The organism is Kouleothrix sp. 19917, from assembly GCF_057073505.1.
The window spans coordinates 2,084,794-2,103,008 of sequence record NZ_CP097099.1 but is presented as its reverse complement, the minus strand read 5'-3'; the positions used below and the strand labels follow the sequence as shown (position 1 = coordinate 2,103,008).

Genomic DNA, 18,215 nt, shown 5'->3' with positions numbered 1-18,215 from the left:
CGTCACGATGGCGACGAAGCAAGCCAGCCAGACGTAGGACATACGCGCGCAGGCAGCGAGTGGATGGAGCTGTGACGCCTGTTCAGGATGTGTTCATTATATTTGCATGTCCTTTGAATGTCAAACGCATCGTTGCCCCAGCCAGCCATGGCACTGCCCAGAAGCGGGCGGAGTGGTGTGGAGGTGCGGGGAAATTACGGCGCGCTGCACATTATCTGCGTAGCATTTGCGTAATAAATGTGTCAATCATTTCGATTGACTCTTTTTCTTGCGCGCCGCATAATGAGCGCATCGAGCAAAATTTAATCTTAACACTTTTGCGAGCCTGGCCGCTCCTGCGCATGCATGGGCGTCGGCTGTGTGTTGCCAGCACTGCGCTGGCTGTGCACATCATATGCAAGCCTTCCGAAAGGGGGTGAATTGGATGCCAGATTCCGTCGAAGTATCGAGCGATCTCGTACCCTCGCCGTGGAAAACGCTTTTCTCAAACGAGGAGTGGCTCATTCACCGCATCGTGGTGCAATCGACTTACGCGATGGTTGTGATCGTGCTGGTCGCTCATGCGCTGGTGTGGTTTTGGAGGCCGTGGCTGCAATAGCAGATCAAGGAGAATTTCATGCGTCGTGCCCCGATCGAGTTTCGTACCGTTGTGATTCTCTACACGCTGCTTGGCATCATCATGGCCCTCGTCATCCACTTCGTCGTTCTGAGTTCGCCACGGTACAACTGGTTGGCGCTGGTCGGCGGTTAAACCGCCCTTCCAGCGATTGTTCGTGCAGGTGCTTGGCAGTGGGCTGAAGCACGTTGCGGCTCAGCCCCTGCCCGCGTTGCGCATCCCGTCTCGGCAGGCGAAGAAAGCGAGAGCTTGAGATGTCAGATCTTCCCAATAATCCGCCGCTGCAGCCCGACGAGGGACCGCCGGTTTCTCGCCAGCAGCCTGCGCCTGTGGTTGCGCAGGAAGTGCAGGCGTCGAAAGTGCTCGCTGCGGAAGATGCCAAGGCCGGCGACGTTATTCCGTTTTCGATTGTCGAAGAATTTTACAAACGCCCCGGCGGCACGCTGTTCGCCCAACTGTTCGGCAACGATCCGCTCGATTTCTGGATCGGGCGCTTCTATGTCGGCATCTGGGGTTTGCTGTCGGTCGCCTTCGCGGCGATCGGCGCGATTTTCTACTTCTACCAGTTTGTGGTGGTCGAAGGCACCTACAACATTTTGCAGGCGCGCATCGACCCGCCGCCACTGGCGCTTGGCCTGCACCTTCAGACGCCCGGCCAGCCTGGCTTTAACTGGCAAATCATTGTGATCTGCGCGACGGTGGCGTTCATTACCTGGGGTCTGCGCGAGATCGACATTTGCCGCAAGCTGCGCATGGGCTACGAGGTGCCAATGACCTTCTACGCGGTGGTGTCGTCGTGGCTGACGCTGCAGTGGCTGCGGCCGATTGCGATGGGCTCGTGGGGCAATGGCTTCCCGCTGGGCATTACGCACCATCTCGACTGGGTGTCGAACATCGGCTACCAGTATTTCAACTTCTTCTACAACCCGTTCCACGCGATTGCGATCTCGCTGCTGTTCTTCAGCACCATGCTGCTGGCGATGCACGGCTCGGCCATCCGCAGCGGTATGAACCGCCCGGGCGTGACCGTCCATAACATCGACGTGTTCTGGCGCGGCATTGCGGCTGGCTACAGCATTGGCGAAATCGGCATTCACCGCGTGGCCTTCTGGATCGCGGCGCTGGCCGTGCTGACGGCGAATGTGTGTATTTTCCTGTCGGGCACGCTGGTGCATAGCTGGGCGTCGTTCTGGTCGTTCTGGGACAAATTGCCCTGGTGGAGCTTTGCCGGCGCGGCGTCGATTGTGGCGGCGGGGCGCGGCGGGCGCGAAAGCTACGACGACATCGACCTCCACGCGCTGGAGCAGCCCGGCACCGGCAACGAAACCAGCTTCGGCATTGCGCGGCAATCGCATGTCAGCATTATGGATCAGCTGTTTGGTAACGGGCAGGTTGGGCCGTTCTACCTGGGCACCTGGGGCCTGACGGCGCTCTTGTGCTTCAGCGCCACGGTGTTCATCATCCTGATCTCGTACATTACCTCGGCGCAGGTGCACTACAACTTTATTCTGTTCCTGCGCGAATTTGCAAATCTCTCGGTTGACCCGCCCGCCGCGACCTTTGGCCTGCGCTGGCCGGGCTGGTTCAATGGCGGCAACTGGCTGGCGGCCACCTTCTTCCTGCACCTGAGCGTGCTGGCGTGGTGGGCGCGCGTCTACACCCGCGCCAACGCCACCGGGCTGGATCGCAACCTGGCGCGGGCCTTTTCTGCCGCGCTGGTGCTGTACTTCACGATCTACCTGGTACGCCCGCTCTTGCTGGGTGCCTGGTCGGAAGCGCCGGGCCACGGCCTGAAGGCCATGCTCGACTGGACGAACAACGTCAGCGTGCGCTATGGCAACTTCTACTACAACCCCTTCCATATGATCTCGATCTTTGGCCTGCTTGGCTCGACCATGCTGCTGGGCATGCACGGCGCGACGATTGTGGCGACGGCGCGCTACGGCGCGGAGCTGGAGCTGAAAGAGATTGAGATCGAGGGGCCTGGCACGCACCGCGCGCAGCTGTTCTGGCGCTGGACGATGGGCTTCAACGCGAATGCGGCCAGCATCCACGTGTGGGCCTTCTGGTTCGCCATTCTCTGCGTGGTCGCGGGCGCGGTTGGCCTGCTGCTCTCGGGCACGGTGATCAAGGACTGGTACAGCTGGGCGCAGTCGGTGCATATTGTCGCCCCGCCCGACCCGAACTACGACTGGTCGCAGTTTATTCAGCGGTAATGTGATCTGCGGCGTGGTGGCGCGCCCGGTGCCGCCCCACGCCGCAGTGTGGCAAAGAAGGAACGCCCATGTACAACCAGCGCAATGCTGCACCGCTGTTTAGCGAGCGCACCTTGTTCTTTCTGGTGTTCGGGGTGGTGACGCTCATCCTGGTTGGCGGCGGTATCGGCACAGTGTCGTGGATCAACAGCCTGTTGAGTAGCACGCGCACGCCGGCTGCCACGTCGCCCATGTACACCAACTACTCCACCGACCCCGCCGACCCGGCCAAGCCCTACTTGCAGCCGGCCTCGCTCGCGGCGATGAGCAAGTACATCACCGAGCACCCCCAGCCGCAGAACGTGCAGGTTCTGAAAGGCATGGACACGGCAGCGATTGCTAACTATATGGTTGGCATGGTCGCTGGTGGCCTGAAGGTCGATTGCACCTACTGCCATGTGCTGACCAACGGCAACTTCGCCGACGATACCAACCCGCAGAAGGCCAAAGCCCGCCAGATGATGCTGATGGCGCAGGACTTGAACCAGAACTTCGTGGCGCAGCTGCCGGCCTCGGTTGGTGGCAAGCAAGTGACCTGCGCGACCTGCCACAATGGCAAGCCGGTCAACTTCAATGGCGGCAACTCGGGCGCGCTGAGCAACTACCCGGCCGACCAGAGCCCGCTGCCCGATACCTTCCAGCTCAAGCTCGAATCGCCAGCCGACCTCGACCTGCTGCTGATTACGGGCAAGAAGGATCCGGACCTGGCGGCGGTGCAGTACAACCAGCAGACCATGACGCACTTCACGCAGGCGCTGGGCAATGGCTGCGCATTTTGCCACAACGCGAACTACTTCCCCGGCAACGAGCAGCCGCCCAAGGCCCACGCGCTGATTATGCTCAAAATGGCGCAGCATATCAACGCCACCTACAAGCCAATTATGAACAACAAGGGTCCCTCGTGCTGGATGTGCCATCGCGGCCAGCAGCTGCCGCCCGGCTCGGCCAACCCCGGCCAGGTGCCGGAGGTGCTGGGCTACAAGCCACAGTAGCCCTTGCAGGCTGCTGAAGCGGATGAGCACGCGAGTGCGTAGCGGGTAGGCCAGTGGCGCTACTCGCTACGCATTACGCACTATCAGGAAGCAAACGCGCGTGAGCAAACGACCACGAGTATTCACGCCCCTGCTGCGGCCGTTCGGACGCCTGAAAACGGCGGCCAGCGAGTGGCTGGAACGCCACGGAACGGCTGCGCTCTGGCTGCGTGTGCTGCGGCTGGGCTTGTTCCAGTTCGGCATGGGCCTGACGCTCGCGCCGATCACGGGTACGCTCAACCGCGTGCTGATCGACAGCCTGCGCATCCCGGCGGTGCTGGTGGGTTTGCTGATCGCCATCCACTATTTCGTGTCGCCGGTGCGGGCGCTGATCGGCTTTCGCTCGGATCAGCAGCGCGCGGTTGGCCGCTGGCGCACGCCCTACATTGTGATGGGCGCGATCCTGACTTTTGGCGGCCTGGCGAACACGCCCTTCTCGCTCTTGCTGCTGAGCGGGCAGGGCACGCTGCCGTTTGTGCCCGCGCTGATCGTCTGCCTGCTCATTTTCCTCGCCTACGGCATTGGCGTGAACATTGTCGAAACCGCCTACCTCGCGCTGGTGAGCGACCTGACGCCGCCGGCCGAGCGTGGGCGCGTGCTGGCGGTGCTGTGGATGATGCTGGTGCTTGGCACGATCGTTAGCTCGCTGCTGCTGGGCGGTCTGCTGACCGAGTACAGCGACGAGAAGATGATCGCCATCCTGAAAAGCTCGGCGCTCGTCTTCCTGATCCTGAGCTTTCTGTCGCTGTGGAAGCAGGAACGCCTGCGCCCCGATGGCCGCGTGGTGGGCTACCAGCCCGACGCCGCGCCGCGCGTGCGTATGTCGCTCGGGCAGTCGCTGCGCTTGCTGGCGCGTCAGCCGCTGCTGCGCGGCGTGTTTGCGATCTTGTTCCTCGGCACGGCGGCCTTCGCCTCGCACGACGTGCTGCTGGAGCCCTACGGCGCGCAGGTGCTGCATATGAGCGTCAGCGCCACCACGCAGCTCACTGCGCTGTGGGGCCTGGCAATGCTGGTGGCCATCCCGGCGGCGGGCTGGCTGCTGTGGCGCGGCTTTTCGCCCGCCCTGCCCATTCTGCTCGGCTGCGCGGTTGGCGCGCTGGGCTTTCTGGTCGTCAGCCTGGCGAGCGATGCCGCGCTGGCGATTGCGTTCCGCTCGGGCGTCTGGCTGATTGGTATGGGACGCGGCATGTTTATTGTGGGCAGCGTGGCGCTGGTGATGGCGCTGACCGACCGCAACCACGCCGGCCTGTTCCTGGGCCTGTGGGGCGTGATGCAGTCGCTGGCGCAGGGCCTGGGCGTGGTGGGCGGCGGCCTGGCGCGCGACCTGGCGGCGGCGCGGTTCGGCAGCGTTGTGCTGGGCTACACTGCTGTGTATGGCGCGGCGCTGGCTGGCCTGCTGGTTGCGCTGCTGCTGCTGACGCGGCTGCGCCTGGCGCGCATGCGCGCTGACGCGGCGACTTCGCCGTGGCAGGGCCTGCAAGATATCCCCGCCGACCAGATTATTTATTGAGGGCCGAAGAAGGGCGTATGCAATACGCCCAAACGTACTGGCGTATGCGATACGCCCAAACGTACTGGCGTATGCAATACGCCCAAACGTACTGGCGTATCGCATACGCCTAACCGAGAAGGGCGTATCGCATACGCCCATCAAGCATAGGATGGCGCCATGACCGAGCAACCACTGCCCACCACCCCACTGGCGAAGCCGCGCGTGCCAAGCACGCCGCTGGCGCGCTCGATTGCGCTGATGAAACCCGTGACATGGTTTGCGCCAGCGTGGGCGTTTCTGTGTGGCGCAATCGCCAGCGCGAACGTTGGCTGGTCGGTCACGAGCATGGGCCGCATGGCGCTGGGCATTCTGCTGGCCGGGCCGATCCTGTGCGGGCTGTCGCAGGTCATTAACGACTACTGCGACCGCGAGGTCGATGCGCTGAACGAGCCGAACCGCCTGATCCCATCGGGCCTGGTGTCCGCCACGCAGGTGTTTGTGACGATTGGCGTGCTGGCCGTGCTGGCGCTGGGCATCGCCTGGGCGCTGGGCGAGCAGGTTGCGCTGCTGACCGCCGTGGGTATGGTGCTGGCCGTCGTCTACAGCGCGCACCCGATTCGCGCCAAGCGCAACGGCTGGATCGGCAACGGCCTGGTGGCAGTTTCCTACGAGGCGCTGCCCTGGCTGGCCGGCCAGCTGGCTTTTGGCCGCCTGACCGTGCCGTCGGTGATTGTTGCCGCGCTATACTCGGTTGGGGCGCACGGCATTATGACAATCAATGACTTCAAGAGCATGGACGGCGACCGCGTCAGCGGGATCAAAACCATTCCGGTGATGCTGGGCGAGTGGGGCGCGGCCTGGATGGCGGTGCTAACCATGAACGTCGCCCAGCTGTTTGTGATTATGCTGTTTGCCGTGTCGCAGCAGTGGCTGATTGCCGCCATCATCGCGGCGCTGTTTGTGGCGCAGCTGCCGCTCCAGCGCAAGTTCATGCAGGACCCGCGCGGCCGGGCGATTTTCTACAACGCCAGCGGCACAACGCTGTTTGTGTGGGGCATGCTCGCCGCGGCGATTGGCGTTCAGTAATCTGCGATTTTAGATTTGCGAATTACGATTTGCGATTTGTGGCTTCCCAATCGTAAATCATAAATCGTCAATCGTAAATGGAGGCGTTATGGATGAAGTTCTCGTGGTTGGCGCGTCGGTGGGTGGCTCGACGGCAGCCGAAACGCTGGTGCGCGCAGGCGTGCCGGTGGTGCTGCTGGAACGCGACCTTGCGCGCGTGAAGCCCTGTGGCGGCGCGGTGCCGCCCGTCGCCTTCAAAGAGTTCGACATCCCCGAGCGCCTGATTTCGCGCAAAGTGCATCACGCGCTGGTGCACTCGCCGTCTGAGCGCACTGTGGCGATTGATGTGATCGGCACGCGCCCGCACAGCGACGACGACTACATTGCCATGTGCTGCCGCGAAGAGTTCGACCAGTTTCTGCGCAACCGGGCGGTCGAGCGCGGCGCGACGCTTGTCGAGGGCCAGCTGCTGAGCGTGGCGGTTGACGCGACAGGCGTGACCAGCACCTACCGCGAAAAGGCCAGCGGCGATGTTCGCACCCTGCGCACCACCGCCGTGATCGGCGCGGATGGCGCCTACTCGCCCACGGCGCGCGCGCTGGGCCTGCCCAACCTGCCGCGCTGCGTGGCGATTCAGGAGCGCATCCGCCTGCCCGCCGACAAGATGGCGCGCTGGGAAGACACCGCCGACCTCTACCTCGGCGCAGAAGTCAGCCCTGACCTGTACGCCTGGGCCTTCCCCAAGAAGGATCACGTCGCGGTGGGCATGGGCGCGGGCCAGGGCCACACCAAGGCCGCGCGCCAGCACCTCGAAAACCTCAAGCAGCGCATTGCACCCGAGCTGGCCGGCGGCGAGATCATTCTGCAAGAAGCGCACGCCCTGCCCATGCACCCGCGCCCGCAAATGGCCTTCGACCGCGCCATGCTCGTGGGCGACGCGGCTGGCCTGGTGGTTGCCACCTCGGGCGAGGGCATTTACTGGGCAATGAAAAGCGCCAAGCTGGCCGCCGAAGTGCTGGCCGACAACATCGCCAACCCGAGTGCGGCGCAGCTGATGCGCTACCAGCGCACATGGTGGAAGAACTACGGCACGATGTACCGCTTCCTGCGCTGGCTGCAAAAATGGGGCTACGGCGGCGAACGCCAGATGGAAGTGTTCACCGACATGTGCCGCAACCGCGATGTCCAGCGCCTGACTTTCGAATCGTATATGCACAAAAACATGGCGCCCATGCCCTGGCTCGCGCAAATGCGCATGACCGGCGACATCATCGCCGCGCAGGTGCGCCATTATGTGCCAGGTTTTGGCACCAGCCGTGGGCAGTCATTACCAGCCTGAAGGGGTGAACGGCTGAAGAGGTGAAAGGGCGCGAATGTCACCCTTTCACCCTTTCACCCTTTCACACAATCAAAAGGACACGTTATGCGACTCCACCTCTTCCCCATGCTGTTTGCCCTGTTTGTCTGGTGGTTCAGCACCGGCGTCATCATCTACCTCGACGGGCTGCCGCGCCGCACCTTCAAATGGAGCTTTCTGGGCGGCACGCTGCTGATGTTCGCCGCGCTGTGGGGCCTGGCCGCCACCCGCAACGACACCAGTGTGATGGGCGCGTACCTGGCCTTTACCTGGGGCACGCTGGCGTGGGGCTGGCAGGAAATGAGCTTCTACATGGGCTATGTGACCGGCCCGCGCCGCACGCCCTGCCCGGATGGCTGCAGCGGTCTGAAGCACTTCGGCCACGCGATCCAGACCAGCCTCTACCACGAGCTGGCGGTGGTCGCGGCGGCGGCGGCGGTGCTGGCGCTTACCTGGGGCGGCGCAAACCAGATCGGCACATGGACCTTCCTGATTATGTGGTGGATGCACCAGAGCGCCAAGCTGAACGTGTTCTTTGGCGTGCGCAACCTGAGCGAAGAGTTCCTGCCCGAGCACCTGCAATTCCTGCGCAGCTTCCTCACCAAAAAACCGATGAACGTCTTCTTCCCGATTTCGGTCACGGTCTCGACGGTGATCACGGCGCTGCTGTTCGGGCGGGCCTTTGCCGCTGGCGCAAGCGACTTTCAGGCGATTGGCTTCACCTTCCTGGGCTTCCTGATGGCGCTAGCTATTCTTGAGCACTGGCTGCTGGTGCTGCCCTTCCCCAGCAAAATCTGGGATTGGGGCCTGCGCTCGCGCGCCACGCTGCGGCCGGCTGGCGTCGAGGTGATCGCTGGCTTCCTGGGCGCGGGCAAAACCACGTTTGTCCGCCGGCTGCTGGCCACTGCCGACCCAAATGTGCGCACGGTGGTGCTGGTGAATGATTTCGGCGCGGTTGGCATCGATGGCGCGCTGCTGAATAATCGTGGCGCGGATGTTGTCGAGCTGCCCAACGGCTGCATCTGCTGCTCGCTGCGCAGCGACCTGGGCCGCCAGATCCGCGAAGTCGTGGCGCGCTGGTCGCCCGAGCGGCTGCTGATCGAGCCGAGTGGCGTGGCCGAAGTGGCGACGCTCTTGCGCGTGCTGGGCCAGCCTTCGCTTTCCGACGCGGTGCGCGACGTGCGGGTGTACACGCTGGTCGATGCGGGCAGCTTCTTGCAGCACTATGCGCGCATGCCCGAGTACTTCCACGCGCAGGCGAACATCGCGCCGGTGCTGATTGTGAACAAGGCCGACCTTGCCACACCCGCCGAGATGCAGACGGTCGAGCAGACGCTGCGGGCGCTCAACCCGGCCGCGCGGATCGTGCCGGCGCGCTATGGCGTGGTGGAAGATGCTGCCGCGCTGCAACACGCGCCGCTGGCCGCGCCCGCCGCAATCGAGGAAGACGCGCACGAGCACGAGCACGACCACGAAACCGGGCTGGGTCTGGTGTCGTGGAGCGACGCGCTGACGGGCGTGTACGACGAAACGGCGCTGCGCGAGGTGCTGGGCGCGGCGGCGGCGGGCACCTTTGGCGAGCTGCTGCGCATGAAGGGCATTGCGCAGGTGCGGCGCGGCTGGGTCAACTTCGACCTGGCGGGCGGGCAGCCGAGCGTCACAGCCTTTGCCGCGCGGGCTGGCGAGCCGCCGCGCATTGTGGCAATTGGCGCGAACATCGACTCGGCGCAGCTGCAAGCGGCGCTGGCGAGCTGCCGCCTCGACGTGGGCGAAGGCGTTGCGCGCCTGGCAGCGGCGGTTTAGGGCCAGGTTTGCAGGTTTGCAGGTTGAAGGTTAGCACGTTGCAGGTTTGTCTTCGCTCGCCAATACAACCTGCAACCTTCTAACGTTTTAACGTGTAACCATCTCGGTACTTCTGTGGTGACCTTTTTCGACACTCTAACCCGGGATCATGTCATGAACATCGCACAATTTCACATCGCCCAACGTCCTGCGTTTCGCTGGCGGCTGGCGCAGCCGCTGGCGCTGGCTTTGTGCGGCGTGCTGGGCGCGTTCAGCGGGGCAGCGTTTGGGCGCGGCAGCCTGGGCTTCGCCTGGATGCTGTTTCTGTTCGGCTTTGTGTGGGTGCTGATGATCAGCGTTGCTCTGGGGATGTGGCTGGCGGTGCGCGCGCGGCTGGCCCGCGCCGACTGGCGGGCCGGGCTGCATATTGGTTTTGCCAGCTCCTTCCCGCCCGCCACGGTCTATATGGCGGCAGTGGCGCTGCTGACCGCGCACATCCCGCTTGGCGACGTAGTGTTTCCCAACGGCGCGCACGCGCTTTCCCGCCCCGACATAGTGCTGCACTTCCCGATCCTGTACTGCTGTAGCCTCGCGGTTAGCCTGCTCAGCGGGCCATTGTTCGCGGCGTGGTCGCCCTGGCCGCGCGTGGATCGGGCGCCCTGATGCATACCGTCACGATCACCGTCCAGGGCGCGCCGCTGGTGGCCGATGTGTACGCGGCTGCTACGCCCAGCGCGAACCTGCCGGTGCTGCTGATCCACGGCTGGGGCGGCTCGGGGCGCTACTGGCGCGGCACTGCCGAGCGCCTGCGCGCGCACAGCGACGTGATCGTACCTGATCTGCCGGGCGTGGGGCGCTCGCTGCCGGTAAGGCGCGCCTTCGACATGGAGATGCACGTGGCCGCGCTGGAGGCGCTGCTGGTGCATCTGCGCGTTCCGCGCGTGCAGCTTGTGGGCCACTCGATGGGTGGCGGCCTCGCGATTCTGCTGGCGGCGCGCCAACCCGAGCTGGTTGATCGGCTGGTACTCACTGCGATTAGCCTGTTTCGCAACGACGCCGAGCGCACGTTTTTTCGCGCGATCACCGAGGTTTCGGGCGCGCTGATGCACTTGCGCGCGCCGTGGATGGCCGATCTCGATCTGCTGCGGCGGCAGTTCGCCACGCGCTTTTTCTTTCGCGTGCCCAACGACGCCGAGCTGCTGCGGGCCGGTTTTCTCGATTACTTGCAGATGGATCGCGAAACCGCCGTCGCCAGCGCGCGCTCGGCCGCCGACCCGGCGATCAACGCGGCGGCGGGGCGGGTGCGTGCGCCGACGCTGCTGATCGTGGCGCGGCAGGATCAGATCATGCCGCCGGCGAATGTGCCATTCACTCAGGCGAGTATTCCGGGTTGCCGGGTGCGCTGGTTCGAGGAATGCGGGCATTTCCCGATGATCGAGCACGCCGAGGCCTATGCGGCGCAGGTGCGCGATTTCCTGAGCAAACGCGCTGAGGAGGAAACTATCACAATTGCTGGCGGCAGGTTTAGCAGCACTATTCTTTGAAATAACGCCGTTAGAGCGTTTACCACCAAGACACCAAGGCACAAAGGGCCTTGGGAAGCGGCAAATCTTGGTGTCTTCGTGTCTTGGTGGTTAATCAAGAAAGAGTCACGCTTCGTGGTCGCTGCTACGCCATAAAAACCAGCACCGGCACGCGGGCGGCGCCAACGGTGCGGGCGGTGGTGGTGCCGAGCAGAATGTCTTCGGTGGTGCGCGGGCCGTGGGTCGCCATCACAATCAGGTCGATGGCGTTGGCGGCGGCGTAGCGGGCAATTGCGTCGTGGGCGCGGCCCTCGGCGGTGGCGGCGCTGGCTGGCACGCCAAGCTCGCGGGCGCGGGCAGCAAACCCGCCCAGCCGCTCCTGGTCGATGGTAAACAGCTCGCGCACGCTGCTGGTCGCCGCCCGTCGCGCCAGGTCGGTTTCGTCGGGCAGCAGCCGGTCGTCGCCATAGACGTGCAGCAGGTGCAGCTCGGCGGCGAGCGCCTGGCAGAGCTGAAGCGTCTGCTGGAAGGCTGGCTCGGAGCGCGGCGCAAAGTCGGCGGGGAACAGCACGCGCGAAATGGAGGTGGCCGACGCGCCAGCGGGCAGGGCCAGCACGGGCGGGCCACCGCGCCGCAGCGAGTTTTCGATGCCGCTGCCGACCAGCACGCGAGCGAGGCTGTGGCGCGTGGCCAGTGGAATCGTGATGAGATCGCCGCCCAACGCTGCGGCCAGCGGCGGGAGCACGGCCGGGCCAGCCAGCGGTTCGGAGAGCAGAGTCATAGCGCCTCCTTTGCGCGCAAAACGCGCTCGCAGATGTAGAGCTTTTGCGTAAATGTTGTACAACTTTGCAATTGCTGTGTTTCGTATTATAATCCAGCTATCGCGAATACTCAAGTAAATATCTCAATACGATGCGGTTGAATTGTAGTATCTTTCACTAAGGGCTGCGATTTCCTCCGCAGAAACGAACTCGCGCTGTAAACAGTTTCCGAGGACCTATGTACACAGCCGCCCAGCTTGCGCGCCGCAATGCCAGCCCGTGGACGCGGGTGCAGGCGGTTCTCGCGCCGGTGCAGTTTCTGGCCTTTGTGGTGAGCTTTGCACTCGTCGTGCGCTTTTTGCTCACCGGGCAGGGCTATGCCATTGCGACAATCAGTGTGCTGATCAAAATCGCGCTGCTGTGGGCGATTACGATCACCGGCATGATCTGGGAAAAAGAGATTTTCGGTCATTATTTTCTGGCGCGCGAGTTTTTCTGGGAAGATGTGGGCAACGCCGTGGCGATGCTGACGCACAATCTGTACTTTCTCGCCCGCGCGCTCCACTGGCCCGACCAGGCGGTGATGGGGCTGATGCTACTGGCCTACTGCACCTACCTTGTGAACTGCGCGCAGTTTGTGCGGCGCGGGATTGTGGCAGGGCGGCAGCGGCGGCTGGCAGCCCGCGCAGAAGCGACGAACGCATGACAACGACCTACGCAATTGTGATCCCCGAGCCCAAGCGCGTCGAGCTGCGCGAGGTCGAGCTGACCGAGGCCGGCCCCGACGATGTAGTGGTGCGCGTGTTCTACACCTCGATCAGCGCGGGTACCGAGCGCATGCTGCTGGCCGGCCGCCTGCCCCACCCAATGCTGCAATTCCCGGTTGTGCCGGGCTACGAAAGCGTTGGGCGCGTGGCGCATGTGGGCGCGAACGTGCCACCCGGCATGGTCGGCCAGTGGGTCTACCTGGGCGGCGCGCGCTGCTTCCAGGGTGTGAACCCGGCCTGGGGCGGGCAGGCCGCCGTGCTGATTGCCGACCACCGGCGCGTGGTTCCGCTGGAAGGCATTCCACCGCAGCAGGGCGTGCTGCTGGCACTGGCCGCGACCGCGCTGCATGGGGTGGATTTGCTGGGGGCTGGGGGCTGGGGATCAGGGGAAGGTGAGAAACTTCTAAACCCTAACCCCCAACCCCCAAACCCTGGCCCCCGCATCCTCATCCTCGGGCAAGGCCCAGTCGGGCAGATCGCGGCGCGGCTGCTCAGCGCACAGGGCGCGTGGGTGGCAGTGACCGACCGCCAAGCCAGCCGGCTGGAGCGCTCGCGTGCCGACGTGGTGGCGCTGGCCGGCGATGGCGATCTGGCCGAAGAGCTTGGCGGCCCGGTTGACGCGATCATTGAGGCGACTGGCAGCATGGAGGCGCTGGCCGGCGCGCTGCCGCACCTGAAGACCGACGGCGCGATTCTGCTGCTTGGATATTATGACGAGTTGAAGCTGCCCTACATGCCGCTGTTTCTCAAGCAGGCGCGGCTGCTGACCGCCCGCGAATGGGCGCCCGGCGACCTGGTGCGCTGCCGCGACATGATTGCCAGCGGCGCGCTGGAAGTGGGCAGCCTGATCACGCACACCCTGCCGATTGCGCAGGTTTCCGAAGCCTACCACACCGCCTTGCACGAGCCGGATTGTTTGAAGCTGATTCTTGATTGGAGTTCTGAGGTTTGAGCGCTGACGAGTGAGCGTTGGGCTGCTGCGAGGCAATTCAACACGTAACGCTCAGCATTCAAAACTCCCGAAGGGAGACACCATGGCGCCACGTATGCTCGCAATCTACGGCAAGGGCGGGATGGGCAAGAGCTTCTTTACCTCGAACCTGACCGCGCGCCTGACCTTCGACGGCTTCCGGGTGATGCAGCTCGGCTGCGACCCCAAGCACGACTCGTGCAACACGATCTTTGGCGGCTACTCGCTGCCGACGCTTGGCGAGCAGTGGCGGCTGTTCAAAGAAGCCGGCAAGGAAGACCAGCTTGCCGTCGGCGATGTGATCTTCCGCAACGACCTGCGGCCGAACGTGCCGATCTTCGGCTGCGAGCTGGGCGGGCCGGAAGTTGGGCGCGGCTGCGGCGGCCAGGGCATCTCCTCGGGCTTCAAGACGCTCGAAGGGCTGGGCATGAGCAAATGGGATCTCGACTACATTGTGATGGATTTCCTGGGCGACGTGGTGTGCGGCGGCTTTGCCACGCCGCTGGCGCGCTCGCTGGCCGAGCACGTGATCATCGTCGTCGGGCACGACCGCCAGTCGCTCTATGCCGCGAACAACATCGCCAAGGCCGCGCAGTATTTCCGCTCGATGGGCGGCAGCACCCACGTGCTGGGCTTGGTGGTGAACCGTGACGACGGCAGCGACACCGCCGACCTGTACGCCCGCGCTGTGGGCCTGCCCATTCTGGCGCGCGTACCGCTCAGCCGCACCGTGCGCGAGCTGGCCGATGCCTGCAAGCTGGCGCTGGAAGAACCGCAGTTCGACGCGATTTTTGGCGAGCTGGCCGGCCGCATTGCGCGGCGCGAAATCGCCCCGTGCGCCGACTACACGCCGCTTGAGTACGACGAATTCCTGCGCGTGTTTGGCGCGGCCGAGCCGGAAGGCAGCCCAACGCCCGCCAGCGCAGGCGAGCTGTTCGGCAAGAACAAAAAAGTCGGCGGCATCCCAACGCTCACGCTCACGCCAGTGATTCCGCAGGTGCAGGTCAGCGACCCGGTGCTGCTCAAAGTCCAGCGTATGATCGAGTCGATTGGCCTGCATGTGACCGACATGGACCGCAGCGAGAAGAACGGCATCACCGTCACCTCGGGCGCGCTGGAAATGCGCCTGGGCGCCGACGAAGATATGGACAGCAAGGTCGCGTTTCTTTCGGCGCTGCGCCGCTCGGGCCAGGAGTTCAGCTTTATCGATCTGCGCTACGCCGACGCGCCGAGCTACCGTTGAGAACAGTAGGCAGTGGGCAGTAGGCAGGGGTGAAGGGGTGATTTTGGCGGCAAAGCTTGTCTTTCACTAAACAGTTAATAGCAGCCAACAACCTTCAACCTTCCAACCTGCAACTTTTCAACATTCAACCTGCAACCTGCGAACCGGCGTATCGCATACGCCTCAACGGATGAGCACCATGACCGAAACAGACGTCGATCTGAAATACCTGAATAAGCTGCTGGTCGAGCGCATGAAAGTCAAGCGCCGGCCAGTTGCGATTACCTACTGCACCGACGCGCCGCCACCGGGCTACGAGCCAGCGAATGTGGTGGCCTGCGCGATTGTGCGCGAGGCCGAAGCAGGCCGGCGCGTGTATGTCGACGCGCAACACCACGACTGCTGGGTCGGGCAGTACCACCTGGGCTGGCTGCCCACGCCGCCGCCGCTGATCACCGACGGCGAGTACCTGACTATGGCGCAGGGCTTTTTCACGCCCGAAGGCGCGCGCCGCAACAAGGCGCAGAGCAGCTCGCTGCCGGCGGGCGCAATTGCCGCGCTGGCAGCCGCGCCGCTCGACGAAGTGCCGGATGGCGTGCCGGTCGACGCACTGATCTGCATCACCGACCCGATGCACGCCATGCAGATCGCGGGCGCGGCCTCGGTGCGCGAAGGCACCTTCCCAATCGGGGAAGTCGGCCCTTCGGCCTGCGCGTCGATCTTCGCCACGCCGCGCCTGACGCGCAACAGCGTGTTTGCCACCGGCGACGGCGGCGGGCGCATGCACAACCGCGTCGGCGCGAGCGAGATGTTCATCAGCATCCCGCGTGAGCATTTCCGCTACATCATCGAGCTAGTCGAGAATTTCCGCATCGACCCCGAGCAGATGCGCGCGCTGATCATGCCCTCGCACGCCCGACGAGACGGGGAGTAGACGCGAGATGGGGAGACAGGGTGAGTGGGTGAAGGGGTGACAAGATGACGGGGTGAAAGGGTGAAAAGGTGAAAAGTAGGCAGTACGCTGTGGGCAGTAACCTGCAACGTTCCAACCTTCAACCTGCACAATTCAAACCTTCGCGTTCTTTGTGGTGAAAATAGGTGTTCTCAACAACTTGCAACCTTCCAACCTTCAACCTGCACCATTCAAACCTTCGCGCTCTTTGCGCTCTTTGCGGTGAAAAACGGTCATCTCAATCCCGGAAAAGAATAGATTCTGCAATCGGAAAGGGAGTGCCATGAACCTGATTTTGCTCCAGGGGAGCGGGCCAGTGCCAGCATCGGGCTTCATGCTGTGCTTTATCCCACTGGCGGCGATTGTGCTGGGCCTGATCACCTTCTTTGTGCTGACCGACCGCCACGCATCGCGGCCCTACCTGCGATTCAACCCGTTTGTGGCGGCCAACAGCACCGCCGAGGAGCTGGCGGCCCGCCCACCTGCGGTTGGTGAAACGCCCGCCGGCAGCCTGGGCGCGTCGGCTGGCAAGGTCACCGTGTCGCTCGGCCAGTATGGCGCGAAAGTGGAAGTGCCGGAAGAAGCCGCCCCACCGCCGGCCGCGCCTGATGTGCCAGCTTCGTTCGCGGGTGCGCCGGCCAGCAGCGTGCCGAAAGACATTGGCGCAGTCAAAGGCATCAACCTGCCCAAAGTCGATCAGGAGCCCGAAGCTGCTGCGGCCGGCGCGCGCATCACCACGGTGATGTACAACCCCGAGGGCAGCGACCAGGCCGGCGAGTATGTGCAGATCGAGAACAACAGCGGCGCGCCGCTCGACATGACTGGCTGGACGCTGCAAGACCGCGCCAACCAGCATGTGTTCACCTTCCCGGCCTTTGTGCTCGCCAGCGGCGCAGCTGTGATGCTCTGGACGCGCGCGGGTACGAACGACGCCGAGAACCTGTTCTGGGGCAGCCGCGGCGCGATCTGGAACAACACTGGCGATACCGCCATTTTGCGCGACGCATCTGGCAATGTCGTCAGCCGTTTTTCGTACGAGGGAACCAAGTAACCAGCCCACAGAGACGCGGAGACAAGGCGGCAGGGAGATCGGCTCCTTGCTTCCTTGTCTCCCTTGCTCAGTAAGCACGGCGAGGAGCACCCCATGACCGAGCGGATCGCGCTCCATTCCGAACAGCAAACCGGCCAGCCCTGCAAGCTGCACCCGCAGTCGATGTGCCCGGCCTTTGGCTCGCTGCGCATCCTGACGCGCATCGAAGGCTCGCACCCCGTGATGGCGACCGACACGGGCTGCCTGTATGGCCTAACTTTTGTGACGCATTTCTACGGGGCGCGCAAGTCGATCCTCGCGCCGCAGCTTGGCACCGCCGAGCTGATGAGCGGGCAGGTGGTCGAGGGCACGCGCGCGGCGATTGAGACGGCGGCGCGCGAGCCGGGCTGCCGCCTGATCCCGGTGATCTCGCTGTGCGTGGCCGAAACGGCCGGCATGCCCGAAGAATTATTGCCCAAGCGCGCTGGCGATGCCGACGTGGTGCTGGTGCGCGTGCCGGCCTACGCCATCCACTCCCACCCCGAGGCGAAAGACGTGGCAATGGCCGCGCTGCTGCGCCGTTTAGGCGATCAGGAAGGGCCACGCGAGCCGCGCACGGTCGTGCTGCTGGGCGAAGTGTTCCCCGCCGACCCGCTGGCGATTGACGCGACGCTGCGGCGCATGGGTGTGGAGCAAACGATCACGCTGCCCGGCCGCTCAATTGACGACCTGCGCCGGGCTGGGCGCGCTGGCGCGCTGGCGCCGCTGCACCCATTTTATAAAGAAACCACGCAGGTCTTCCGCAGCTGGAACGTGCCGGTGGTCGGCGGCGCGCCTGTGGGTATTAGCGGCTCGTATGCCTGGCTGAAAGCGCTCGGCGCGCTGCTCGAACTCGACCCGGCGCTGGTGCAGCAGGTGGCCGACGAAGAGCGCGAGCGCGCCCAGGCAATGGTCAGCGCTCGCCCGCTGGCTGGCCGTGTGCTGGTCACCGGCTACGAAGGCACCGAGCTGGCCTATGCGCGCCTGCTGGTCGAAGCTGGCGCAGAAGTGCCCTACGTCTCGACCTCGATTGCGCCCGACGCGATGGTGCTGCCCGACGAAATGTGGCTGAAGGCGCGCGGCACCAAAGAAGTGATCTATCGCAAATCGCTGGAAGAAGACATGAGCGCGCTCGACCGCTATGCGCCCGATCTGGTGCTTGGCACAACGCCCTTCTCCAGCGCGGCCAAGGATCGCGGCATCCCGGGGCTGTATTTCACCAATCAGCTTGCCTCGCGCCCATTCTTCCTGAGCGGCGGCATGGCTGCAACGCTCGCGCTCATCCGCGACACCATCGAGCGCGGCGCGCGCTATCGGGAAATGCAGGAGTTTTTCGCAGAGTAGCCAGTAGGC

Annotated in this window: 17 protein-coding genes; 16 read left to right on the top strand and 1 reads right to left on the bottom strand. The window is 64.1% G+C overall.

Annotation, left to right across the window (positions count from 1 at the left end; all coding sequences use genetic code 11):
• The first annotated feature begins 424 nt into the window (after positions 1–424).
• The 10 genes from M1P90_RS08655 (at position 425) to M1P90_RS08610 (ending at position 11,142) form a co-directional block, all read left to right on the top strand.
• Positions 425–598 carry a light-harvesting protein gene (locus tag M1P90_RS08655; RefSeq protein ID WP_483702210.1) on the top strand — a complete coding sequence of 58 codons (174 nt, stop codon included), beginning with the start codon at positions 425–427 and terminating at the stop codon, positions 596–598.
• Positions 599–616: 18 nt separating this feature from the next.
• A complete protein-coding gene (locus tag M1P90_RS08650) occupies positions 617–751 on the top strand; it encodes a light-harvesting protein (protein ID WP_483702209.1) in 135 nt (44 codons plus the stop codon).
• Between the two features lie 119 nt (positions 752–870).
• On the top strand, positions 871–2,832 hold the full coding sequence (locus M1P90_RS08645) for a bifunctional photosynthetic reaction center subunit L/M (protein WP_483702208.1): 1,962 nt from the start codon (positions 871–873) through the stop codon (positions 2,830–2,832).
• Between the two features lie 68 nt (positions 2,833–2,900).
• Entirely contained in the window at positions 2,901–3,863 is a 963-nt protein-coding gene (locus M1P90_RS08640; RefSeq protein ID WP_483702207.1) for a photosynthetic reaction center cytochrome c subunit family protein, read from the top strand.
• A gap of 100 nt (positions 3,864–3,963) precedes the next feature.
• Positions 3,964–5,412, top strand: a complete 1,449-nt coding sequence (locus tag M1P90_RS08635) for a BCD family MFS transporter (protein WP_483702206.1) — start codon at positions 3,964–3,966, stop codon at positions 5,410–5,412.
• Positions 5,413–5,571: 159 nt separating this feature from the next.
• On the top strand, positions 5,572–6,480 hold the full coding sequence (gene chlG / locus M1P90_RS08630; protein ID WP_483702205.1) for a chlorophyll synthase ChlG: 909 nt from the start codon (positions 5,572–5,574) through the stop codon (positions 6,478–6,480).
• A gap of 88 nt (positions 6,481–6,568) precedes the next feature.
• On the top strand, positions 6,569–7,798 hold the full coding sequence (locus M1P90_RS08625) for a geranylgeranyl diphosphate reductase (protein WP_483702204.1): 1,230 nt from the start codon (positions 6,569–6,571) through the stop codon (positions 7,796–7,798).
• A gap of 84 nt (positions 7,799–7,882) precedes the next feature.
• Complete coding sequence (gene puhE, locus M1P90_RS08620; protein ID WP_483702203.1) at positions 7,883–9,619, top strand: putative photosynthetic complex assembly protein PuhE; 1,737 nt, start codon at positions 7,883–7,885, stop codon at positions 9,617–9,619.
• Between the two features lie 153 nt (positions 9,620–9,772).
• Positions 9,773–10,261, top strand: a complete 489-nt coding sequence (locus tag M1P90_RS08615) for a hypothetical protein (protein ID WP_483702202.1) — start codon at positions 9,773–9,775, stop codon at positions 10,259–10,261.
• Positions 10,261–11,142, top strand: a complete 882-nt coding sequence (locus M1P90_RS08610; protein WP_483702201.1) for an alpha/beta fold hydrolase — start codon at positions 10,261–10,263, stop codon at positions 11,140–11,142. Before M1P90_RS08615 ends, M1P90_RS08610 begins: the two co-directional genes overlap by 1 nt.
• Positions 11,143–11,266: 124 nt before the next feature.
• Here M1P90_RS08610 and M1P90_RS08605 read toward each other — a convergent pair whose 3' ends face one another.
• Positions 11,267–11,902, bottom strand: a complete 636-nt coding sequence (locus tag M1P90_RS08605; protein ID WP_483702200.1) for a universal stress protein — start codon at positions 11,900–11,902, stop codon at positions 11,267–11,269.
• 218 nt (positions 11,903–12,120) lie between these two features.
• Between M1P90_RS08605 and bchF the strand changes: the two genes are divergently transcribed.
• From bchF to bchY, 6 genes are all read left to right on the top strand, one after another.
• Positions 12,121–12,588, top strand: a complete 468-nt coding sequence (bchF, locus tag M1P90_RS08600) for a 2-vinyl bacteriochlorophyllide hydratase (RefSeq protein ID WP_483702199.1) — start codon at positions 12,121–12,123, stop codon at positions 12,586–12,588.
• The gene (locus tag M1P90_RS08595) at positions 12,585–13,601 is read left to right on the top strand and encodes an alcohol dehydrogenase catalytic domain-containing protein (RefSeq protein WP_483702198.1); all 1,017 of its coding nucleotides are present in this window, start codon (positions 12,585–12,587) and stop codon (positions 13,599–13,601) included. Before bchF ends, M1P90_RS08595 begins: the two co-directional genes overlap by 4 nt.
• 82 nt (positions 13,602–13,683) lie before the next feature.
• Positions 13,684–14,862: a chlorophyllide a reductase iron protein subunit X gene (locus tag M1P90_RS08590; protein WP_483702197.1), complete on the top strand. Its 1,179-nt coding sequence runs from the start codon at positions 13,684–13,686 to the stop codon at positions 14,860–14,862.
• Positions 14,863–15,040: 178 nt separating this feature from the next.
• Positions 15,041–15,775 carry a DUF169 domain-containing protein gene (locus M1P90_RS08585; protein WP_483702196.1) on the top strand — a complete coding sequence of 245 codons (735 nt, stop codon included), beginning with the start codon at positions 15,041–15,043 and terminating at the stop codon, positions 15,773–15,775.
• A gap of 301 nt (positions 15,776–16,076) precedes the next feature.
• Positions 16,077–16,844, top strand: a complete 768-nt coding sequence (locus M1P90_RS08580; RefSeq protein WP_483702195.1) for a lamin tail domain-containing protein — start codon at positions 16,077–16,079, stop codon at positions 16,842–16,844.
• A 93-nt stretch (positions 16,845–16,937) separates the two neighbouring features.
• Positions 16,938–18,206, top strand: coding sequence for a chlorophyllide a reductase subunit Y (gene bchY / locus M1P90_RS08575; protein WP_483702194.1), 1,269 nt, complete (start codon positions 16,938–16,940; stop codon positions 18,204–18,206).
• Positions 18,207–18,215 lie beyond the last annotated feature (9 nt).

What these genes read in the sequence shown, in the direction of transcription:
- M1P90_RS08655 (WP_483702210.1), top strand. Translation starts at nt 425, where the DNA reads ATGCCAGATTCCGTCGAAGTATCGAGCGATCTCGTACCCTCGCCGTGG.
- M1P90_RS08650 (WP_483702209.1), top strand. Translation starts at nt 617, where the DNA reads ATGCGTCGTGCCCCGATCGAGTTTCGTACCGTTGTGATTCTCTACACG.
- M1P90_RS08645 (WP_483702208.1), top strand. Translation starts at nt 871, where the DNA reads ATGTCAGATCTTCCCAATAATCCGCCGCTGCAGCCCGACGAGGGACCG.
- M1P90_RS08640 (WP_483702207.1), top strand. Translation starts at nt 2,901, where the DNA reads ATGTACAACCAGCGCAATGCTGCACCGCTGTTTAGCGAGCGCACCTTG.
- chlG (WP_483702205.1), top strand. Translation starts at nt 5,572, where the DNA reads ATGACCGAGCAACCACTGCCCACCACCCCACTGGCGAAGCCGCGCGTG.
- M1P90_RS08625 (WP_483702204.1), top strand. Translation starts at nt 6,569, where the DNA reads ATGGATGAAGTTCTCGTGGTTGGCGCGTCGGTGGGTGGCTCGACGGCA.
- puhE (WP_483702203.1), top strand. Translation starts at nt 7,883, where the DNA reads ATGCGACTCCACCTCTTCCCCATGCTGTTTGCCCTGTTTGTCTGGTGG.
- M1P90_RS08615 (WP_483702202.1), top strand. Translation starts at nt 9,773, where the DNA reads ATGAACATCGCACAATTTCACATCGCCCAACGTCCTGCGTTTCGCTGG.
- M1P90_RS08610 (WP_483702201.1), top strand. Translation starts at nt 10,261, where the DNA reads ATGCATACCGTCACGATCACCGTCCAGGGCGCGCCGCTGGTGGCCGAT.
- M1P90_RS08605 (WP_483702200.1), bottom strand. Translation starts at nt 11,902, where the DNA reads ATGACTCTGCTCTCCGAACCGCTGGCTGGCCCGGCCGTGCTCCCGCCG.
- bchF (WP_483702199.1), top strand. Translation starts at nt 12,121, where the DNA reads ATGTACACAGCCGCCCAGCTTGCGCGCCGCAATGCCAGCCCGTGGACG.
- M1P90_RS08595 (WP_483702198.1), top strand. Translation starts at nt 12,585, where the DNA reads ATGACAACGACCTACGCAATTGTGATCCCCGAGCCCAAGCGCGTCGAG.
- M1P90_RS08590 (WP_483702197.1), top strand. Translation starts at nt 13,684, where the DNA reads ATGGCGCCACGTATGCTCGCAATCTACGGCAAGGGCGGGATGGGCAAG.
- M1P90_RS08585 (WP_483702196.1), top strand. Translation starts at nt 15,041, where the DNA reads ATGACCGAAACAGACGTCGATCTGAAATACCTGAATAAGCTGCTGGTC.
- M1P90_RS08580 (WP_483702195.1), top strand. Translation starts at nt 16,077, where the DNA reads ATGAACCTGATTTTGCTCCAGGGGAGCGGGCCAGTGCCAGCATCGGGC.
- bchY (WP_483702194.1), top strand. Translation starts at nt 16,938, where the DNA reads ATGACCGAGCGGATCGCGCTCCATTCCGAACAGCAAACCGGCCAGCCC.